Source organism: Paenibacillus sp. EKM212P (genome assembly GCF_011066115.1).
Taxonomy (GTDB): domain Bacteria; phylum Bacillota; class Bacilli; order Paenibacillales; family Paenibacillaceae; genus Paenibacillus; species Paenibacillus polymyxa_B.
Genome location: NZ_JAAMNR010000005.1, coordinates 432,442 through 450,013, shown reverse-complemented (window position 1 = coordinate 450,013; position 17,572 = coordinate 432,442). Strand labels below are relative to the sequence as shown.

The 17,572-nt window shown below is 44.0% G+C and carries 15 protein-coding genes, 1 rRNA gene and 1 pseudogene; 7 read left to right on the top strand and 10 right to left on the bottom strand.

The genetic code is table 11. From position 1 onward, the window contains the following. The 5 genes and pseudogenes from G9G54_RS17555 to G9G54_RS17535 all read right to left on the bottom strand — a co-directional run. A 16S ribosomal RNA gene (locus G9G54_RS17555) occupies window positions 1-64 on the bottom strand; the annotation flags it as partial. Between the two features lie 449 nt (window positions 65-513). Then, window positions 514-1,884 (bottom strand): NCS2 family permease, encoded by a 1,371-nt coding sequence (locus tag G9G54_RS17550; protein WP_023987039.1) that lies wholly within the window; start codon window positions 1,882-1,884, stop codon window positions 514-516. 361 nt (window positions 1,885-2,245) lie between these two features. Continuing rightward, window positions 2,246-3,174: pseudogene (locus tag G9G54_RS17545) on the bottom strand (NADP-dependent oxidoreductase). A gap of 21 nt (window positions 3,175-3,195) precedes the next feature. Continuing rightward, window positions 3,196-3,666 carry a MarR family winged helix-turn-helix transcriptional regulator gene (locus G9G54_RS17540; protein ID WP_160788983.1) on the bottom strand — a complete coding sequence of 157 codons (471 nt, stop codon included), beginning with the start codon at window positions 3,664-3,666 and terminating at the stop codon, window positions 3,196-3,198. Window positions 3,667-4,030: 364 nt separating this feature from the next. Further along, window positions 4,031-4,876, bottom strand: coding sequence for a LysR family transcriptional regulator (locus G9G54_RS17535; RefSeq protein ID WP_165179022.1), 846 nt, complete (start codon window positions 4,874-4,876; stop codon window positions 4,031-4,033). 131 nt (window positions 4,877-5,007) lie between these two features. Between G9G54_RS17535 and G9G54_RS17530 the strand changes: the two genes are divergently transcribed. Further along, entirely contained in the window at window positions 5,008-6,144 is a 1,137-nt protein-coding gene (locus tag G9G54_RS17530; RefSeq protein ID WP_165179021.1) for a Gfo/Idh/MocA family protein, read from the top strand. Window positions 6,145-6,224: 80 nt separating this feature from the next. Here G9G54_RS17530 and G9G54_RS17525 read toward each other — a convergent pair whose 3' ends face one another. After that, the gene (locus G9G54_RS17525) at window positions 6,225-6,842 is read right to left on the bottom strand and encodes a peptidase E (protein ID WP_061831557.1); all 618 of its coding nucleotides are present in this window, start codon (window positions 6,840-6,842) and stop codon (window positions 6,225-6,227) included. 401 nt (window positions 6,843-7,243) lie between these two features. After that, on the bottom strand, window positions 7,244-8,782 hold the full coding sequence (guaA, locus tag G9G54_RS17520) for a glutamine-hydrolyzing GMP synthase (RefSeq protein ID WP_013308777.1): 1,539 nt from the start codon (window positions 8,780-8,782) through the stop codon (window positions 7,244-7,246). Window positions 8,783-8,927: 145 nt separating this feature from the next. Between guaA and G9G54_RS17515 the strand changes: the two genes are divergently transcribed. Continuing rightward, window positions 8,928-9,584 carry a DedA family protein gene (locus G9G54_RS17515; RefSeq protein WP_165179020.1) on the top strand — a complete coding sequence of 219 codons (657 nt, stop codon included), beginning with the start codon at window positions 8,928-8,930 and terminating at the stop codon, window positions 9,582-9,584. Here G9G54_RS17515 and G9G54_RS17510 read toward each other — a convergent pair whose 3' ends face one another. Next, a complete protein-coding gene (locus G9G54_RS17510) occupies window positions 9,585-10,781 on the bottom strand; it encodes an MFS transporter (protein ID WP_165179019.1) in 1,197 nt (398 codons plus the stop codon). A gap of 156 nt (window positions 10,782-10,937) precedes the next feature. Here G9G54_RS17510 and G9G54_RS17505 point away from each other — a divergent pair, with 156 nt between their 5' ends. The 5 genes from G9G54_RS17505 to G9G54_RS17485 are packed head-to-tail and all read left to right on the top strand — an operon-like array spanning window position 10,938 to window position 16,198. Beyond that, window positions 10,938-12,479 carry a spore germination protein gene (locus G9G54_RS17505; protein ID WP_165179018.1) on the top strand — a complete coding sequence of 514 codons (1,542 nt, stop codon included), beginning with the start codon at window positions 10,938-10,940 and terminating at the stop codon, window positions 12,477-12,479. Continuing rightward, window positions 12,476-13,684 carry a Ger(x)C family spore germination protein gene (locus G9G54_RS17500; protein ID WP_165179017.1) on the top strand — a complete coding sequence of 403 codons (1,209 nt, stop codon included), beginning with the start codon at window positions 12,476-12,478 and terminating at the stop codon, window positions 13,682-13,684. Before G9G54_RS17505 ends, G9G54_RS17500 begins: the two co-directional genes overlap by 4 nt. A gap of 5 nt (window positions 13,685-13,689) precedes the next feature. After that, window positions 13,690-14,799, top strand: a complete 1,110-nt coding sequence (locus tag G9G54_RS17495) for a GerAB/ArcD/ProY family transporter (protein WP_165179016.1) — start codon at window positions 13,690-13,692, stop codon at window positions 14,797-14,799. A gap of 29 nt (window positions 14,800-14,828) precedes the next feature. After that, on the top strand, window positions 14,829-15,065 hold the full coding sequence (locus tag G9G54_RS17490) for a hypothetical protein (RefSeq protein ID WP_165179015.1): 237 nt from the start codon (window positions 14,829-14,831) through the stop codon (window positions 15,063-15,065). A 17-nt stretch (window positions 15,066-15,082) separates the two neighbouring features. Beyond that, the gene (locus G9G54_RS17485) at window positions 15,083-16,198 is read left to right on the top strand and encodes a GerAB/ArcD/ProY family transporter (RefSeq protein WP_165179014.1); all 1,116 of its coding nucleotides are present in this window, start codon (window positions 15,083-15,085) and stop codon (window positions 16,196-16,198) included. 65 nt (window positions 16,199-16,263) lie between these two features. Here G9G54_RS17485 and bcp read toward each other — a convergent pair whose 3' ends face one another. Together bcp and G9G54_RS17475 are read right to left on the bottom strand one after the other, a co-directional pair. Further along, window positions 16,264-16,740: a thioredoxin-dependent thiol peroxidase gene (gene bcp, locus G9G54_RS17480; protein ID WP_165179013.1), complete on the bottom strand. Its 477-nt coding sequence runs from the start codon at window positions 16,738-16,740 to the stop codon at window positions 16,264-16,266. A gap of 42 nt (window positions 16,741-16,782) precedes the next feature. After that, complete coding sequence (locus G9G54_RS17475) at window positions 16,783-17,571, bottom strand: ABC transporter permease (RefSeq protein WP_025718032.1); 789 nt, start codon at window positions 17,569-17,571, stop codon at window positions 16,783-16,785. Window position 17,572 lies beyond the last annotated feature (1 nt).

Genomic DNA, 17,572 nt, shown 5'->3' with positions numbered 1-17,572 from the left:
CGACTTGCATGTATTAGGCACGCCGCCAGCGTTCGTCCTGAGCCAGGATCAAACTCTCCATTAAAGACCAACCGAAGCTGGTTTATAGAAAGAGCGATAAGCTCATGTTGAAACTGACGAGATAATAATATCTCTTGTTTGATTTTGCGAACAAAATCGTTTTACTCACTCGTTGTTCAGTTTTCAAAGATCAAATATTCTTATCTTATTGATTCAGCTCGTCGCCTCATCAACTCTTATATCATATCATATCCGAACCAACTTTGCAAGCATTTTTTGAAATCTTTTTTTGTAACACTCGCTCACAATATTGTATTTCTTGGCCGGAATTAGAATATACCATATACATATCCCTTTTGCAAGCATTTATTAGATAAGATGTCACAATGCTTTATTATTATTCGTTTTCCTTCTATATAATAGCTCCTTTGTATCTATCTGCATCTAACTACAAAAAAAGAACCTCTTCCCTTAAGCAACAGGAAAGAGGTTCTGTGTTCTATATCGTACTGATTATTCGGAGCCCATAAAGGCAAAGCGGATCACTACAATAATAGCAAGCACCCACATGAGCCAGTGAATTTTAACTTTATTGCTGGTAAATAGGTTACTAAACACAGCCAGCACAACGTAAGACAGAATACCAGCAGAGATACCATTCGCGATTCCACCTGTGAAAGGCATCAGCACGATGGTCAAAAATGCAGGAAACGCCAACAGGAAGTTATCCCAGTCGATATTGCGAACCTGACTCATCATTAGGACCCCAACGATAATCAGAGCTGGAGCAGTAGCGGCAGAAGGCACAACCAGAGCCAACGGTGCAATAAACAGGGCCAACAAGAACAGAACACCTGTCGTTACAGCAGTCAGTCCGGTACGTCCGCCTTCTTCTACCCCTGCGGAGCTTTCTACGAATGCTGTAATCGTACTTGTACCCAATACTGCACCAGTACTTACCCCAACTGCATCCACCAGCATTGCTTTACCGATAATTTTCTCGCCTTTTTTCTTATCTTTCATTATACCCGCGCGTGTAGCCGTACCTACCAAGGTACCGAACGTATCAAACAACTCTACAAATGTGAAAATGAAAATGATATCAAACAGACCGATATGCAAAGCTGCTTTCAAGTCTAACTGACCTACAGCCAAATTACTGAAATCAGGAATCCAGTTGCCTGTTGTCAAGCTACTCAGATTTGTTACTCCCATCGGAATACCGATTAATGTAGTAGCTACGATCCCAATCAGCAATGCACCTTTGACCCGAACGACCATCAGTGCTGCGATAATAAGCAATCCGATTAGCGCCAGCAGTGCATCCTTTTGATGTACCAGACTTCCCAGAATCAAATTAAAAGCATGACCCGGAACCGGTTGACCAACATCTGTCCCTGGAACGATGCTCACCATAACCAGATTACAAAGCTTGAAGCCGACAATCGTAATAAACAAACCGATACCCACTGTAATGGCTGTCTTTAAATTTTCCGGAACTGCAACAAGCAGCATCTGTCTTACTCGTGTCACGGTTAAAATCAGAAAGACGATACCGGATATAAATACAGCGCCAAGTGCCGCTTGCCAAGTAATCATGCCATTGGAACTCAGGACTACAGTCATAAAATAAGCATTTAAGCCCATACCCGGCGCCATGCCGATCGGCACATTAACGAATAGCCCCATCAGTATGGTAACCAAACCTGCACCTACCGCCGTCGCAAAAAAGACAGCTTCACTGGGCATACCTGCTCCAGTCGGACCTAAAAAGGTATTGTTGACCACCAGAATATAAGCCATGGTCATAAAAGTAGTAATCCCCGCAATAATCTCTGTGCGGACGTTCGTGCCATGTTCCTTTAATTTAAAGAAACGCTCCATGAGTCGTAATTCCTCCTACGCAAAGCATACTCGTATTGTTGTCGTTCGTTTGAAGTAATATTCGCATTCATATGCGCTATATTATTACATTCGTTATTTTAGGCTCTCACCTACTGCTTGTCAACAGAAAAAGCGAATGTTACAAATTGAACACATATGTATTGTTCGGAAAACAGAAAACCCGCAAGCTATTATGCAGCTGACGGGTTATCATTTAGAGGAATCAGATATTTTGTACTTATCAAAGGCATTCGCTGAGTCCGGTATATTTTCCAGATAAACGATAGATCATAGTAGTGAAAATAATCTTCTAAAATCTTCATCGTGCAATTCCTTTCGTGCTGTATATGTGTATGCGTCCTTATGGGAAGGTTATTGCAATTTTACCAACAGCGTGGTGGGTTTCGCTTAAAGCGTGTGCGTCATACAAACCTTTTTGTGAAAAAGGAAACGTAGCTCCTACTACCGATCTTACTTTCTTTTGCTCCAACAGATCGGCAATTTCCTGTAGTTGCTGTCCATTGGGCTCCAGCCATATATTTTGGGCTGTTACGTTGTACTCCTTCACCAACTCTTCGTCAAAATTGCTGACAATGGATATGATCCGTCCGGTATACTTTTTCACTACCTTAAAGCTGTTCTTCTGAACATCCCCGCCCATCGTATCGAACACCACGTCCACATCAGATAAAACTTCCTCAAAACGAGTTGTACGATAGTCAATGATTTGGTCGGCTCCCAATGAAGCAAGCAATTCATGATTACGCTCACTGGCTGTAGTAATGACATAGGCTCCGGCTTGTTTGGCAAACTGGATAGCAAACATACCTACGCCACCTGCACCTGCGTGGATTAATACTTTTTCCCCTTTGGTCAGTTGACCATGTGTAAAGAGCGCCTGCCAAGCAGTCAACCCCGCCAAAGGTACAGAAGCGGCTTCCTCCCAAGAAATTGAGGCGGGTTTACGTGCCAGCAGATGATCATCCACCAAGGTATACTCGGCATAAGTACCGAATCGGGTGGTGTCCGGACGTGCAAACACTTCATCTCCCACTTTCCAATCGGTGACCTCGCTGCCTACTTCCGAAATAGTACCGGACCTAAAATAATCGGGAACTCCCAATCCATCATTTGTTTTAAGTAACCTTCACGTAGCTTCCAGTCAATTGGATTGATGGAGGTAGCCGCCACTTTGACTACAACCTGGTGAGCCTGTGGTGTAGGAGTAGGCACTTCTCTTTCTTTCAATTCATCCTTGCTTCCATACTGATCTATAACGATGGCTTTCATATTCATTTCCTCCTCGCACATTTACATATTTTTTACATTGCTAGACATACGTTGTAGCACATCTGTCAAAACCACAATTTCCTCATCTGTAAACTTACATAGCAGCTTTTCCTGAAAGGCTTGTCTTTGCTCTGACAAAACTTGCAGCTCTTGAACCCCTAATTCGGTCAAACGTATATAGGTCACACGCTTATCCTGCTCTTTTTTACTACGTAAAATCAGACCTTCCTCTTCCAGCCTTCTCAGATGTCGGGTCACTGCTGCACCATCCAGAACGAGCAGATGTTGGAGCTCCAGCTGACTTAGTTCCTGACGATGATCAATATGATACAAAATTTCGACCTTGGTAAAACTGGTTTTTAATTGTGCTTCAAAAGCGTTATTCATTTCTTTACACAAAAGATGCATGCGATAAAACAACTGGCTTCTTTCAGAGCAATGTTCGATGACAAACCCTCCTTCTAATGCTTGACCCATCAATTGATATATCAAGTATTATACACCCTCACTAAAAATAAACAAGTCTGAGACAAGTATATACAAATCCTACAATCACAAAAAAATGCTCAAGCTAAACGAATAGCCTGAGCAGCCTGTGCATACGCGCTATAGACTTGACCTGTGATGGCATTAGGCAGATGCTCAGGAACCGTATCACTTGATCCGTGAGGGGGGGGGCAAAAAGACGATCAGCTTGTCCGGGTAACGGTTAATTAATCCTTCGGCAATATGCTTGAGCGCACCATAAAACGTACGCGTTTCTGTCGATGGGCGCTCGCACATCGGTTCAAAACCGCTACTGGCTACACTGCTGCCGGATATGCCGTGATTCTGTAAATCAATTCCCCCTACTCTATTAGATCGTATTGTTGATTTCGATAAATTTATGTTCAATCGCTGTCATTTCGTGATTTGGACGAGATATTAAATATGTATCCATGTAGCCGAAAGTTGGGGGAGTGGGCAAATAGGATGTTACTTTGAATTGCCGCGCAAGCCTTTTAGACATAAGGGTGATTCCCATTCCCATCAAGGAAAATTCCACCATGGTATCAAACACACCGACCTCCACAACCTCGCCATGGGTCAATTGCATGTCCTGATACATCTTCTTTAAATGCGTTAGGTACAGGCAGCCATCCGACAATATGATAATAGAGGCTCCTTGCAGCACCTGTTTGAGGTCTGAACCTTCATGTATGCCTTTTCCCACCAGCACTAACTCTTCACGGCATATTTTTTGATAATGAATATACGGGTTGGTGGGATACCCTGTGACAAAAGCAATATCGAGCTCGCCGTCTAGGATCAATCGCTCCATTTCCGTGGTGGTTCCGGTTTTTAATGTAACCGAGGCCTGCGGGTACAGCTCGTATACCTTCGTAAGCGCCCTTGTTGTTTCCCCCGCAACAATGGACTGCATCGTACCAATGCGCAGCTTTTCCTCCTGCGGTCTCATTTTCATCTCCGTGTCTTGCCATAGCGACAGCATTTGCTTGAACTGAGCATATAGGATTTCTCCTGAAGGTGTCAGCTCCATACCACGGGGCTTTCGGTAAAATAACGCTGTGCCGTAATGAGCCTCCAGCTTCTTTATTTTGGCCGTCATATTCGATTGCAGGTGATTCAACTTTTGAGCTGCTTCTGTCAGGCTTCTCAGCTCTGCCACCGAAACAAATGCCTGCATATTTTCAATATCCATCTCTTCACCTCCCATCAAATAAAATGATATCTATATCATAAACAAGCATTATTATTTATGAGTTAAATGTATTATATTGGCCTTGGATGCTATTTTCCACCCTCATTTTAAAAATCAGGAGGTATGGCAACATGATCAAAAAGAAGATTCGTGTAGGTATCGTAGGAGGTTCGATGAATAATAAATGGGCCAGTCAAACGCATATTCCGGCTTTGCTCAAGCACTTAAACCTGGATATCACTGCCGTCGGTACCTCTCGTATGGAGAGTGCGCGACAAAGCGCAGAAGAAGTAGGCGCGGCTCTGGCTTTTGATGATTCCAAAAAGCTCGCAGCTTCCGAGGATGTGGATATGGTCGTGGTGAGCATAAAAGTTCCCCATCATTACGAGGCGGTGATGGCGGCAGTTCAAGAGAGAAAGCATATTTTTTGTGAATGGCCCTTGGGGGCAAACACTGCGGAAGCTGCTAAAATGGCCAAGGCGGCGGGATTGGCAGGCATTCATCATACCGTCGGCTTGCAGGCACGACAGGATCTTGAAGTGCAAACAATGAAAAAACTCGTAGAGGGCGGAGAGATTGGTGAAATTATATCCTGTCATATGCAAGTAGCTACTCCCGGCAAAGGAGGACAAGTAAATCAGGACACTGCTTATTTGCTGAATAGAGCCAATGGGGCTAATCTGCTCACGATTAATGGCGGGCATTCCCTAGACGCGCTGCAATACATCGTTGGCGAATTCCGCGAGCTATCGGCCATCACATCAACCCGCTATAACGAAGCCACTATTCAGGAAACGGGTGAAGTCATTTCCAAGGATACAGCCGATCAGATTTTGATTCACGGGCTGTTGGAAAAAGGAGTACCGGTATCCGTTCACATTCAAGGTGGAGTAAATTCTAAGTTTGAGATAGAGATTCAGGGGAAAAAGGGCATTTTGCGTTTGACACAGAATCTTTCGCTTGGGCATGTTCAATTTGGGAATCTAACGCTCGAAAAACTTGTGTACGATCCAAGCAGTACGCAGAGTCATGGCCCTAATGGCTCTTTTGAACAAATAAGTATAACTAGAGAGCCTAATACAAGCCTGGATTTCCCAAAACAAGGGGTAACCCTGAATGTAGCCAAGGCTCATTATGTTTTTGCCGAGGATATTTTGACACACACCCGTCTCGCTCCCGATTTCAACCATGCCTTAAAGCTGCACCAGCTACTGGACCGCATTGAGGAATCGGCTGCAACTGGGAAAAAGAATCGTATGGTAAGGTAGGATTATAAAAAAAGAACCTTCAACACCACGATAGATGTGGAGTTAAAGGTTCTTTATATTGTGCTACCTTTTTAATGAAGTCATGTGTTCTCCACTTTTATCCTGTCACCTTCAACCAAAATAACTTCCGCGTTGCTGATTGGATATAAATTTAATTGGCTGCCATATTCCTCAATAATGTTCTCCACCGCTTTTTTAAACGGAATGTTCGTATGATGGGGGACTGGATAGAATTCAATGACCCCTAGTGCAGCAAAGGAATCTAATGCAGGGGCCTCCTGAACATCGTCCATAAGTTGAACATATTCGATATTCGGTGATAAAATCAACGAACCGGCAGATTCGCCTATATACAATTTCCCTGCATTAACTTCTTCAGCAATGATTTTGTCAGCCCCGGTTCTTTTTAACTCTTGAAGTAAATAAAATGTGTTGCCTCCGGTAATATAAATATAGTCATTCCCTCTAATTTTACTCGCTATTTCATCCCAGGTTGCTGTGCTTATTTCGATTTCATCCACGACTAATCCTAAACTCTCTAATGCTTTTTTTCCTGATTCCACATAAAACTTAACTTTCTCTGGAATACTTGCGGTTGGGATGAAGGTGACTTTTTTTCCTTCCAAGTTTTCACCGGCGAAATGGACTAACCATGGTGCAACATCCTTAAATGAGGACGACAAAAATAATTTTTTCATCTCTTTATTCTCCTTAGAACAGCGTTTAATGAAACGGGATATGTAACACTTTATTCTAGGTATATTATAAAATATATTAGTATCAAAACATGACACCATTGGAGGATAACATAAAAAAAGCTTGAAGCTGATAAAGTCATATAAAAAAGAAGACATTATTATTGAATAATATCTCCTCTTTTTCAACCTCATATCCGTTGAAAATAACTGGGGTTCCTTGATTTTGACCCATAAAAATACTCTCTTCCCCGCTCTCATTTTGGAGTGGGAGCAGATGTTCGACCTTGAACCGTAAAAAAGACTCCTGCCGCACAGCTATATTTCGGCCGATGCGGAGGAGTCCTGATGTTGTATTGGTGAATCTCAAAAGGTTTGTGATTACAGGGCGGGAGTTCCCGCGTTTATTCCCACTCAATCGTTGCTGGTGGTTTGGAGGTGATATCGTACACGATGCGATTCACGTTATCCACTTCGTTTACGATACGTACCGAAATTTTCTCCAGCACATCCCAAGGGATACGTGCCCAGTCGGCGGTCATACCGTCGATGGAGGTTACTGCACGAATACCTACAGTGTAAGAATACGTACGAGCATCGCCCATAACCCCAACACTCTTCATATTCGGCAAAGCGGTGAAGTATTGCCAAATTTCCCGGTCCAGACCGGCTTTAGCAATCTCCTCGCGCAAAATGTAATCCGACTCACGAACAATCGTTAGCTTGTCCTCTGTCACTTCACCCAGCACACGAATGGCAAGACCCGGACCTGGGAATGGTTGACGCCATACAATCTCAGCTGGCAGTCCACATTCTTCGCCGACTTTACGCACTTCGTCCTTGAACAGGGCATTCAACGGCTCGATCAGCTTGAACTTCATGTTCTCTGGCAAACCACCCACATTATGATGGGATTTAATGGTCTGTGCCGTTGCTGTTCCGCTCTCTACAATATCCGTATACAGCGTACCTTGTGCCAGGAAAGTAAAATCGTCAAATTGAGAAGATTCTTCCTCGAACACATAGATAAACTCGTTACCGATGATTTTACGTTTTTGTTCTGGATCATCGACTCCTGCCAGTTTGGACAAGAAGCGCTCACGTGCGTCAATTTTGACAACTTTCATATCAAATTTACCAACGAACGTTTCCATTACACTTTCGGCTTCACCTTTGCGCAGCAATCCATGGTCAATGAACATACACGTCAGTTGGTCACCGATCGCTTTGTGAATGAGCATCGCTACAACGGAAGAATCCACGCCACCGCTTAAGGCACACAATACTTTCTTGTCGCCTACCTGTTGACGAATCTCACGAATCTGATCTTCAATGAACGACTCCATGGTCCAGTTGCCTTCACAACCGCACACTTCATAAAGGAAGTTGCTGATCATCTCGTTACCTTGAACGGAATGACGTACCTCTGGATGGAATTGCACCGCATACAGATTCCGCTCCAGGTTACTCATCGCGGCAATCGGCGCACTCTCTGTTCCTGCATCCAGTGTAAAGCCGGTTGGCAGATCTGTAACATGATCCCCATGGCTCATCCATACGGTTTGACGAGAATCCAATCCTTTAGCCAAGCGGGCATCCTGATTGAATTGCACGTCTGCTTTGCCATACTCACGTTTGCCCGCACGTTCTACCTTACCATCCAGTTGGTGAGCCATCAGTTGCATGCCATAACAAATACCAAAGATAGGGATACCAAGATCATAAATTGCCCGATCCACCTGAGGAGCATTGTCTGTATATACGCTGGAAGGTCCGCCTGAGAAAACAATCCCTTTTGGCGCCAGCTCTCTCAGCTTCTCCGCAGGCGTATTGTATGGAAGGAGCTCGCTATATACGCCGAGATCCCGAATTCTTCTTGCGATTAACTGGTTGTATTGTCCTCCAAAATCAAGAACTACAACGATTTCATTAGGCTTATTCATTACCGTGCCTCCCTCAATTGTTCGTTTCATTATACGCAACGATAAAACAAGACGTCAAGAAATCAACCGGAGTTGAGTGGGCATGAAAAGATTGTTAAAATGAATTGATTCTAAAATACTCAATCTGTTCGTAGGAGTGTAAACGATGGATGTGCTGAAGTGGATCGCGCAATTGTTCGAAGAATACGGCTACGGCGTCCTTTTTTTTGGCTTGCTGCTTGAGTTTATTGCTTTACCATTTCCCGGGGAAACCACAATGGCTTATGCGGGATATCTCTCCTATGCCGGTACCTTGGATTTCGGTAAACTGGTGCTACTAGCTTTTCTGGGCACAACCCTCGGTATGACTATTACCTACTTTATTGGAAGATGGGCTGGACTCCCCTTTATTCAGAAATACGGTAAATGGGTTTTGTTATCGCCGGACAAGCTTCAGAAAACACAAAAATGGTTCCAACGATATGGATACTGGCTTATCTTCCTTGGATATTTTATCCCCGGTGTCAGGCATTTTACCGGTTATTTTGCCGGGATTATTGCTCTTTCTTTCCGTAAATTTGTCTTGTATGCTTACAGCGGCGCTTTATTCTGGGTCATCCTCTTTCTAAGCATCGGCAAGCTATTTGGTCCCCAATGGGATGCCATTTTCCATTTGGTAGAGCTGTATGCGCTGCGAATTGCGGGAGTCGTCGGGTTCATAATCCTGCTGTATATGATTTACCGGTGGAGAAGCTTCCTGTTTAGCTCGCTACGCAAATCTGAAAAATCGGTGAAAACCAGCAACAAGGATGACTTGAAGTAGTCAAACTCCTGCTGCCTTACGGCTACGAATCCTTGCATAATACATCGAAATCACGATAGATATCACCACAAATCCCGCACCTCCAACCAAACCCAACATACGCGGCTCCATCATTTCAATCGCCACCCCTGCTCCAAACATAGACAGTCCGATGGTACCTTGGCTCCACGCCGTCAGCATGCCCAACAATGGACCCTGTAAATACAATGGGGTCTCCCGCATTAATAATGTATCCAGACAAATGGCCCCTACCCCGCCAGCCAACGAAATTAAGAAGTAAATAGCAACCGCCGCCCATGCGTGATAAATACCGCTTAAACCCATAAGTAAAATCCCCTCCAACAAAAGGCATACCAGTCCTCCCTTCAACAAAGAACCACTGAATAAATGTCCTATTGCATAGCTGGCAACCAGACCCGCGCCCAAAGCGGCGTAAAACAATCCGATTCCGGCATCGCCCAGCCTGAATTCCTGCACTGCATATACACTAATCAGAACATTATCAATGCCATTGAGCATGGGAACCAGCAACTCAAATGCAACAACAACTTGGAGAGGAACGGATGCACGAATACAGTCCAACATTCGCGATCTGCTCCGGTTTGGATAGGAATCCTCCCTGCTTATTTTCTCCTTCATGACAGGTGGAAATGCAATATTGCGAACGATCAAACCTGCGGCAAAAAAACTTGCTGCGTTCAATATAAATGCAGCTTGTGGTCCAAAGAGAGCAGATATGATGCCTCCGGCAGCAGCACCAACGACCAGCACCAGCCCGCTCATCACCTGCTCAAGACTGTTCACCTTCAATAATTCGGAGGGATGAACAAGCAGCGGAATGGATGATTTACGAGCAGGAGCATACAAAGCTTCTCCGCAGGCTAGCAGGGTACTGACTCCATAAATGATCCAAATGTCCTCAGGACTATGAACACTTAATAAGGCAAGGGCTGCTAAGCCTCTGAAAAGATCCGTGGTCATCATAAGCATACGCCGGGATATGCGGGTAATAAGCACGCCCGCCACAGGTGACAGGACTAAAAAAGGAATCACCCGCAATCCCAGCATGATACCCACACTGAATCCCGAACCGGTAAGCCGATAAATTAAAGCCAACAAAGCGATCTGACAGAATCGGTCTCCCATTCCGTTAATGATACCTGCGGCAAATAACTTCCTGTATTGCCTATCTACCATTTTAATCAACTCCGATACTTAGGGTTCATTCATTATATATAAATCTAATTAGTTATATATCTAATTTATAAAAATCGCTCTATAATCGTCAAGGCATAAATTCATATATTCAGAGCATACTAAGCCAACAAACTCCAATATCGGAGGATTTTACGTATGCCAAATCAGAATAAAAGTTGTCCACTTACTCATGTGTCCTCTAACTTGAAGGATAATGTGAATCATATCGAAGGCTCCTTTGGAAACAGCGGAGATGTAATCATTAAAGAGCTATTATGGATGCAAAAATGGCCAGCAGCTTTGTTTTATATCGATGGTCTGATTAACACTCAATTGCTCCATGATTCCGTTCTCCGTTCATTGATGCGAGTAAATGAACATCATGTACCGGAGGGCGTAGAACCATTCAACTATTTGAAGGATCAAGTTTTAATTGCAGGTAACTCAGGTAGTGTGGACGAAATGGACGCCTTATTCAACCAGATGCTATCTGGCGGTATTATCATTTTGCTGGACGGATACGCAAAGGGCATATGGATTGATGCGGTCGGTTGGGAGGATCGCAGTGTCAGCGAACCCCAATCCCAAAGTGTCGTACGGGGTCCAATGGAGGCTTTTACCGAAAATTTACGTACCAATACCGCTCTAATTCGTAGGCGAATCCGCGATCCGCGCCTGTGGATGGAAACAAGACAGATCGGACAAGTCACCCATACCAATGTGTCCGTGATGTATATCAAAGGAATCGCTGACGAAGGGGTTATTCAGGAACTGAGAGAACGTTTGGACCGAATTGATATTGACGGAATTTTGGAAGGGGGTTACATCGAAGAGGAAATTCAGGATGAATCCTTCACTCCGTTTCCCACCATTTATAACAGCGAGCGCCCGGATTCGGTCGCTGCCAGCCTGTTGGAGGGGCGGATTGCTATCTTGGTGGACGGGACACCCTTTGTTCTGTTGATTCCTGCGCTATTCGTGCAATTTTTCCAGTCGGCAGAGGATTATTACCAACGTGCTGATATCAGCACGTTGCTGCGTTTGCTGCGTTTCTTTTCCTTTTTTATCGCTTTGCTTGCACCGGCAGTTTATATCGCGGTAACTACCTTTCATCAAGAGATGATTCCTACAAACTTATTGGTCAGTCTCGCTGCACAAAGGGAAGGCGTACCGTTTCCAGCCTTTGTCGAGGCGATGCTCATGGAAATTACTTATGAAATTTTGCGTGAAGCAGGAGTCCGAATTCCGAGGACAGTCGGACAGGCTGTATCTATTGTTGGCACACTGGTCATTGGGCAAGCAGCCGTGGATGCGGGGGTTGTCTCGGCGGCTATGGTCATTATCGTGTCCATTACAGCCATCTCCAGCTATGTTATTCCAGAAAACGGCCTGTCGATAGCGGTTCGTATTATACGCTTCGCCTTAATGATGCTAGCCGCAGCCTTTGGGCTTCTTGGAATATTGATGGGGTTAATCGTGGTTTTGCTGCACTTGACCAGTCTGAGATCGTTTGGAGTATCTTACATGAGTCCGTTTGGCCCCTATGTGGAAAGCGATATGAAAGATACGCTGTTTCGCTTACCCTGGCCTCATATGAAGAAACGTCCTCAATCCATCTCTATCCAAAATACGATCCGCCAAAAAACGAAAAAAAGACGGATCGGCAATAAATCAAAAACCAGAAGGGATCAACCATGAAGCAGACCATACATTTGTTCTTTGTCTGGGGCCTGATTGCATTACTGTTAGGTGGTTGCTGGGATCGCCAAGAATTAAATGAGCTGGGCATAGCTATTGGGATCGGGGTGGATATGGAAGGAGACCAGTATCAGGTAACCGCTCAGGTGGTCATTCCTTCTGCTGTAGCTTCCAAATCTTCACCAAGTGCAGGCTCTCCAGTCGTTACTTATCAGGCCACTGCGCCCACGATTCAAGAGGCCATTCAAAAAATGACGAATACAAGTCCGCGCTCCATTTATTTATCTCATATTCGTATGCTGATTTTAGGTGAGGAGTATGCGAGAAAAGGAATTGCTGATGCGATTGAAGCCATGATGCGAGAGCCTTTTACAAGAAGTGACTTTTATATTGCGATAGCCAAGAATAACAAGGCTTCTACGATGTTAAAGATCCCCACTCCATTGGAAAAGTTGCCGGCAAATAAATTATTTGCTTCGTTAGATACCTTAACCAAAACCTGGGCTCCTGCCACCAAAGTAACCATGGATCAACTTCTTAGCAATCTGGTTAATCCCGACATCCAGTCCACTCTACCCGCTTTAGAAGCTGTGGGAGATATAGAGTCGTCCAATGAAAAAGGTATGGATGCCACCAAAAGCATATCGCCTGGAACCATATTGCGGTTTTCGGGTAATGGTGTATTCAAAAAAGACCGATTGCTGGGATGGATCAATGACCAAGACAGTAAAGGGCTCAGTTACATCAGAGATAAAGTGGAGTCTACAACGGGACACACCGATTGTCAGGGTGGGGGTAACATTGCCCTATTAACCTTGAGTAGCGACACTCAAAAAAAAGTAATCATTCGTGATGGAGAACCTGTTATCACAGTATCAGTTACCAACAACAGCACAGTACGAGAAGTCAACTGCCAGCATATGAAGCTAGACAGTATGGCTGATATTAAAGAAATTGAAGCCGCAAGCAATGAAAAAATTGTAGAAATTATGAAGCATTCCGTAGAGACTGTTCGGCATGAGTTTAAGACAGACATTTTCGGCTTTGGTCAGCTGATCCACCAGTCCAAACCTGAGCTTTGGAAAAGACTAAAAGAACAAAAAGAAAATCCATTTATGGACTTACAGATTGAATATAAGGCACAAACGAAGATTAAAAAAATTGGTTCCTTGTTTGAATCATTCCAAAAACAAATGAAGGAGTGAGCTGGGTGGAGGAGAAAGGGCGTATCGGCATCAGAAATATAGCCGTACTCGTATTTTTGAGTATTATCGGAGACTGCGTATTGGTGTATCCCTCCCTCATTACAAGCATATCCAAGCAGGATGCCTGGATCAGCTCATTCCTAAGTATCCCAGCAGGATTGGCTGTATTACTGCTACTTCTGCGGGTACATCAGCTATATCCTGATCTCACCTTTATTCAACTCTGCCAGCGAATTTTGGGGCCATGGCTAGGCTCCCTCATCTCGTTATGGTATTTGTTCCATTTATTAATGAATTCCGCGATTTATTTAAGAGAGGTCGGGGATTTTATGAACAGCCAGACTTATGTGATGACGCCTCTGCCTGTTATCAATTTACTCTTAATTCTTGCGCTTATGTGGGGGATGTATATGGGATTGGAGCCTATTGCGCGTACGGCTCAAATCTTATTTCCATTATGCTTGGCTTTCACTTTTTTTTTAATCCTGTGCTTGCTTCCCCAATGTGAAAGTCAGCAGCTTAAGCCTATGATCGAGCAAGGTATTCCCAAGATTATGGAAGGAAGCCTATTTGCACTATCCTATCCATTCGGAGAATTAGCTTTTTTACTCATGATTTTTCCCTATGTGAGCAAAAAACCGGGTCTAAGAAAATCCGTTTTACTATCCGGACTTGCTGCCAGCGTTCTGTTAAGCGTACTACTCTTGGTTTCTCTCATGGTTCTGGGCCCTTTTGTAACCGAACATAGTGTGTATACCTCTTATACGCTATCTAAAAAAATCAACATAGGAAATTTCTTGCAGAGAGTTGAATCCATGATGAGCATAGCCTGGATTATCACTACCTTTGTTAAAACCATTTTACACTTCTATGCCTTTACCTTAGGAATGACTCAGCTACTGCGATTAGACAATGTACGGACCTTTCTGGGCCCTAGCTTTATGATCCTATTTGGTCTGATTATCGTCTCGGCACCCAACATTACTTATTATCTGGACACGATCGTCCACGCTTGGATTTATTGGGATTTGACGGATTCCGTTATCCTGCCTTTACTGCTGCTTGTCGTATACAAGTTAAGATCGAAAGGCAATCATAGCCTGGGATCTGGTTGAGCCTCACCCTCAAAGGAAGGAGCATCGACATGCTGATTACCACTATCATTATCTGTATCGCTCTCGCCATTGCTGCCAAAGATTTTCCAGGCTTGTACCGAAAGCATCGCTTTAAGGACATGTTCGTGTACATCATTATGCTCGGATTAGGCACATGGCTTAGTATTCTTGCTGCCAAATTAGAGGTTACGCCAAGTCCGCTGATTCTGATAGAGACCATCTATAACCCTGTTAACGCTTTTATTTCACATGTATTTGGCTTTTAGAAGGGAGGCAGCCACAAATGTCAAAAAAAGAACGGATCAGTGTTCGGCAAGTGACTGTCCTTATGTTTATGTGTTTAATCGGGGATATGCTCTTAATTTATCCGACTATGATTACACATATTGCTCATCAGGATGCCTGGATCAGCTCTATACTGTCCATACCGTTAGGTTTAATTGTTATTTATGTGCTCATTCGTGTTCATGATCTCTACCCGGGCCTTACACTTATTGAAGCGATCCGTAAAATTTTCGGGCCTATATTCGGAACCATTGTCTCCTGCTGGTATTTGTTTTATTTTTTAATGAACACCGCTCTTATTGCTAGAGAGGTAGGCGATTACCTGACTACTCAGTTATTTGTACAAACCCCTCTGCGTGTCCTGCTCGCTATGGGAATATCCCTAATGGTACTTACTGCGCTAATGGGAATTGAAGCTTTCGGTCGTGTTAGCGAAATGCTATTACCAGCATATATATTAATCTTCTCTGGTCTGATCCTTGCACTCCTGCCACAAATTCAGCTTTCTAATTTACGGCCTGTTTTGGAAAACGGGTTAGCTCCTGTTGCTAAAGGAATGGTTCCAGGCGTGGCTATGCCTTTTGCCGAAATGTCTATTATGCTCATGGTTTTTCCTTATGTAAACAAAAAAGCTCATTTTAAAAAGGACATGTTGCTCGCCTCTTTTATAGGCGGATTCCTGATTAGCGTGTTTCTGCTTCTCTCTCTCCTTGTCGTTGGTCCCTTTGTGACCAATTACAGTCCATACATTTCTTCTGCGCTCACAACAAAGATTAACGAGCTCAATTATATTACACGAGTTGAATCGTTAGTAACTTTAACCTGGGCACTTGCTGCCTATTTCAAAGGTGTTCTTTTCTTTTACGCGTTTACTTTCGGAACAACCCAGCTATTCCGAATTTCTAACATCCGTCCCTTTGTCATCCCCGCAGGAGCGCTTGTGTTTGGTATGACCATTTTGATAACCCCAAATGTGTTTTATTATGTAAGAACTCTTGTTTATCCCATGTCTACCTGGCATTATACAAACGGCTTGATCATTCCGCTTGTTTTATGGGGTGTTTATCTCTGCAAGCAAAAGTGGAAGCATCGACAGAATGTATCTAAAAATTAGAAAAACCTTTTGAAACCGATGCTTAAAGAAAGCATAATCCGATTCCAAAAGGTTTTTTTCTTCACTTACGCCATATCCATAATGTATGCCAGCGCAGCATCAATGTGCCCTTTTACTCTTAAACCACGCCATTCGTGAACTAAGATACCATTTTCATCAATAAGGAACGTAGACCGAACAATGCCCATGTACTGCTTGCCGTACATCTGTTTTTGCTGCCATACACCATACGTCTCAGCGACCTGATGCTCTTCATCAGATAACAACTGAAAAGGGAGTCCGTACTTGGCAATAAACTTGTCATGCTGCTTTAGTGGATCAGGGCTTATCCCCAGAATCACCGTATTCAAACCTTCAAACTCCGTATGTTTATCCCGAAAATCACAAGCCTGTGTCGAGCAGCTAGAGGTCAAATCCTTGGGATAGAAATATATCAACACCCTACTGCCTCGATAATCTGACAGCTTAACATGCTTTCCCTCACTGCCAGGCAATTCAAAATCCGGTGCCGCTTGCCCAATAACGGTAAATGCCGCGGACATCTCATCATCTCCTATCTTGTGGGGATTCTTATATAACCTAACCTATGAGCCTGCCCCTCTGTAGCGGCGAATTCCCCAGTTCCATGCCAGTAAGCCCAAGGTCAGAAAGACAATCCCCATCACTGGAGTTAAGAGCGCCATGTGGCGCATGTCCTCTCGGTGAAGGAACAGGGAGGCTGGATATACGCCAACAAAAGCAAACGGTAGTATCCAAGTCAGCACAACCTGAATAGCACGGTTATAGATCGTTACTGGATAACGTCCGTAACCCTGAATATTGTACATGAGCGGAATAATTCCTGTCGGCGCATCCGAAAAAAACGAAAGGGAAGTCAATATGGTGTATATCCCCGTATAGATCGCCACGGCACTTAGGCTCAAAATGATCAGCGCCGGTATGAACCACCACTCCATAGCCAAGTCCATCTGTGCCCCGCTGATCCCCATAATAATCAGACCGATCACTGAGCCGACCAGTGCGGGCGGGTCCACATTTTCAAGGAAAATCTGGAACAGATTATACGCAGGACGGGTCATTACCCGGTCGAGTTCACCTTTTACAATATAACGCTCGCTAAAGTTCCAAAGGTTGACGAAACAGCTGAATAGTCCGTAAGGAACCATAAAAAATCCATAAACGAACACGACTTCATTTTCACTCCAGCCACCCAAACTATCTGTGTGCATAAAAATAACCAGGATAAAAATAAGATTCGTGGCCTGAAACAGCAGATCTGAAATCACTTCTACCCAAAAGTCGGCCCGATAGGTGAGCCGTGACTTCATGTAATTTTTTAAATATTCGCTAATGAGACCCAAATAGTACATCATC

What these genes read in the sequence shown, in the direction of transcription:
- G9G54_RS17510 (WP_165179019.1), bottom strand. Translation starts at nt 10,781, where the DNA reads ATGGTAGATAGGCAATACAGGAAGTTATTTGCCGCAGGTATCATTAAC.
- G9G54_RS17530 (WP_165179021.1), top strand. Translation starts at nt 5,008, where the DNA reads ATGATCAAAAAGAAGATTCGTGTAGGTATCGTAGGAGGTTCGATGAAT.
- G9G54_RS17550 (WP_023987039.1), bottom strand. Translation starts at nt 1,884, where the DNA reads ATGGAGCGTTTCTTTAAATTAAAGGAACATGGCACGAACGTCCGCACA.
- G9G54_RS17500 (WP_165179017.1), top strand. Translation starts at nt 12,476, where the DNA reads ATGAAGCAGACCATACATTTGTTCTTTGTCTGGGGCCTGATTGCATTA.
- G9G54_RS17490 (WP_165179015.1), top strand. Translation starts at nt 14,829, where the DNA reads ATGCTGATTACCACTATCATTATCTGTATCGCTCTCGCCATTGCTGCC.
- G9G54_RS17515 (WP_165179020.1), top strand. Translation starts at nt 8,928, where the DNA reads ATGGATGTGCTGAAGTGGATCGCGCAATTGTTCGAAGAATACGGCTAC.
- G9G54_RS17485 (WP_165179014.1), top strand. Translation starts at nt 15,083, where the DNA reads ATGTCAAAAAAAGAACGGATCAGTGTTCGGCAAGTGACTGTCCTTATG.
- G9G54_RS17475 (WP_025718032.1), bottom strand. Translation starts at nt 17,571, where the DNA reads ATGATGTACTATTTGGGTCTCATTAGCGAATATTTAAAAAATTACATG.
- G9G54_RS17525 (WP_061831557.1), bottom strand. Translation starts at nt 6,842, where the DNA reads ATGAAAAAATTATTTTTGTCGTCCTCATTTAAGGATGTTGCACCATGG.
- G9G54_RS17505 (WP_165179018.1), top strand. Translation starts at nt 10,938, where the DNA reads ATGCCAAATCAGAATAAAAGTTGTCCACTTACTCATGTGTCCTCTAAC.
- guaA (WP_013308777.1), bottom strand. Translation starts at nt 8,782, where the DNA reads ATGAATAAGCCTAATGAAATCGTTGTAGTTCTTGATTTTGGAGGACAA.
- G9G54_RS17535 (WP_165179022.1), bottom strand. Translation starts at nt 4,876, where the DNA reads ATGGATATTGAAAATATGCAGGCATTTGTTTCGGTGGCAGAGCTGAGA.
- bcp (WP_165179013.1), bottom strand. Translation starts at nt 16,740, where the DNA reads ATGTCCGCGGCATTTACCGTTATTGGGCAAGCGGCACCGGATTTTGAA.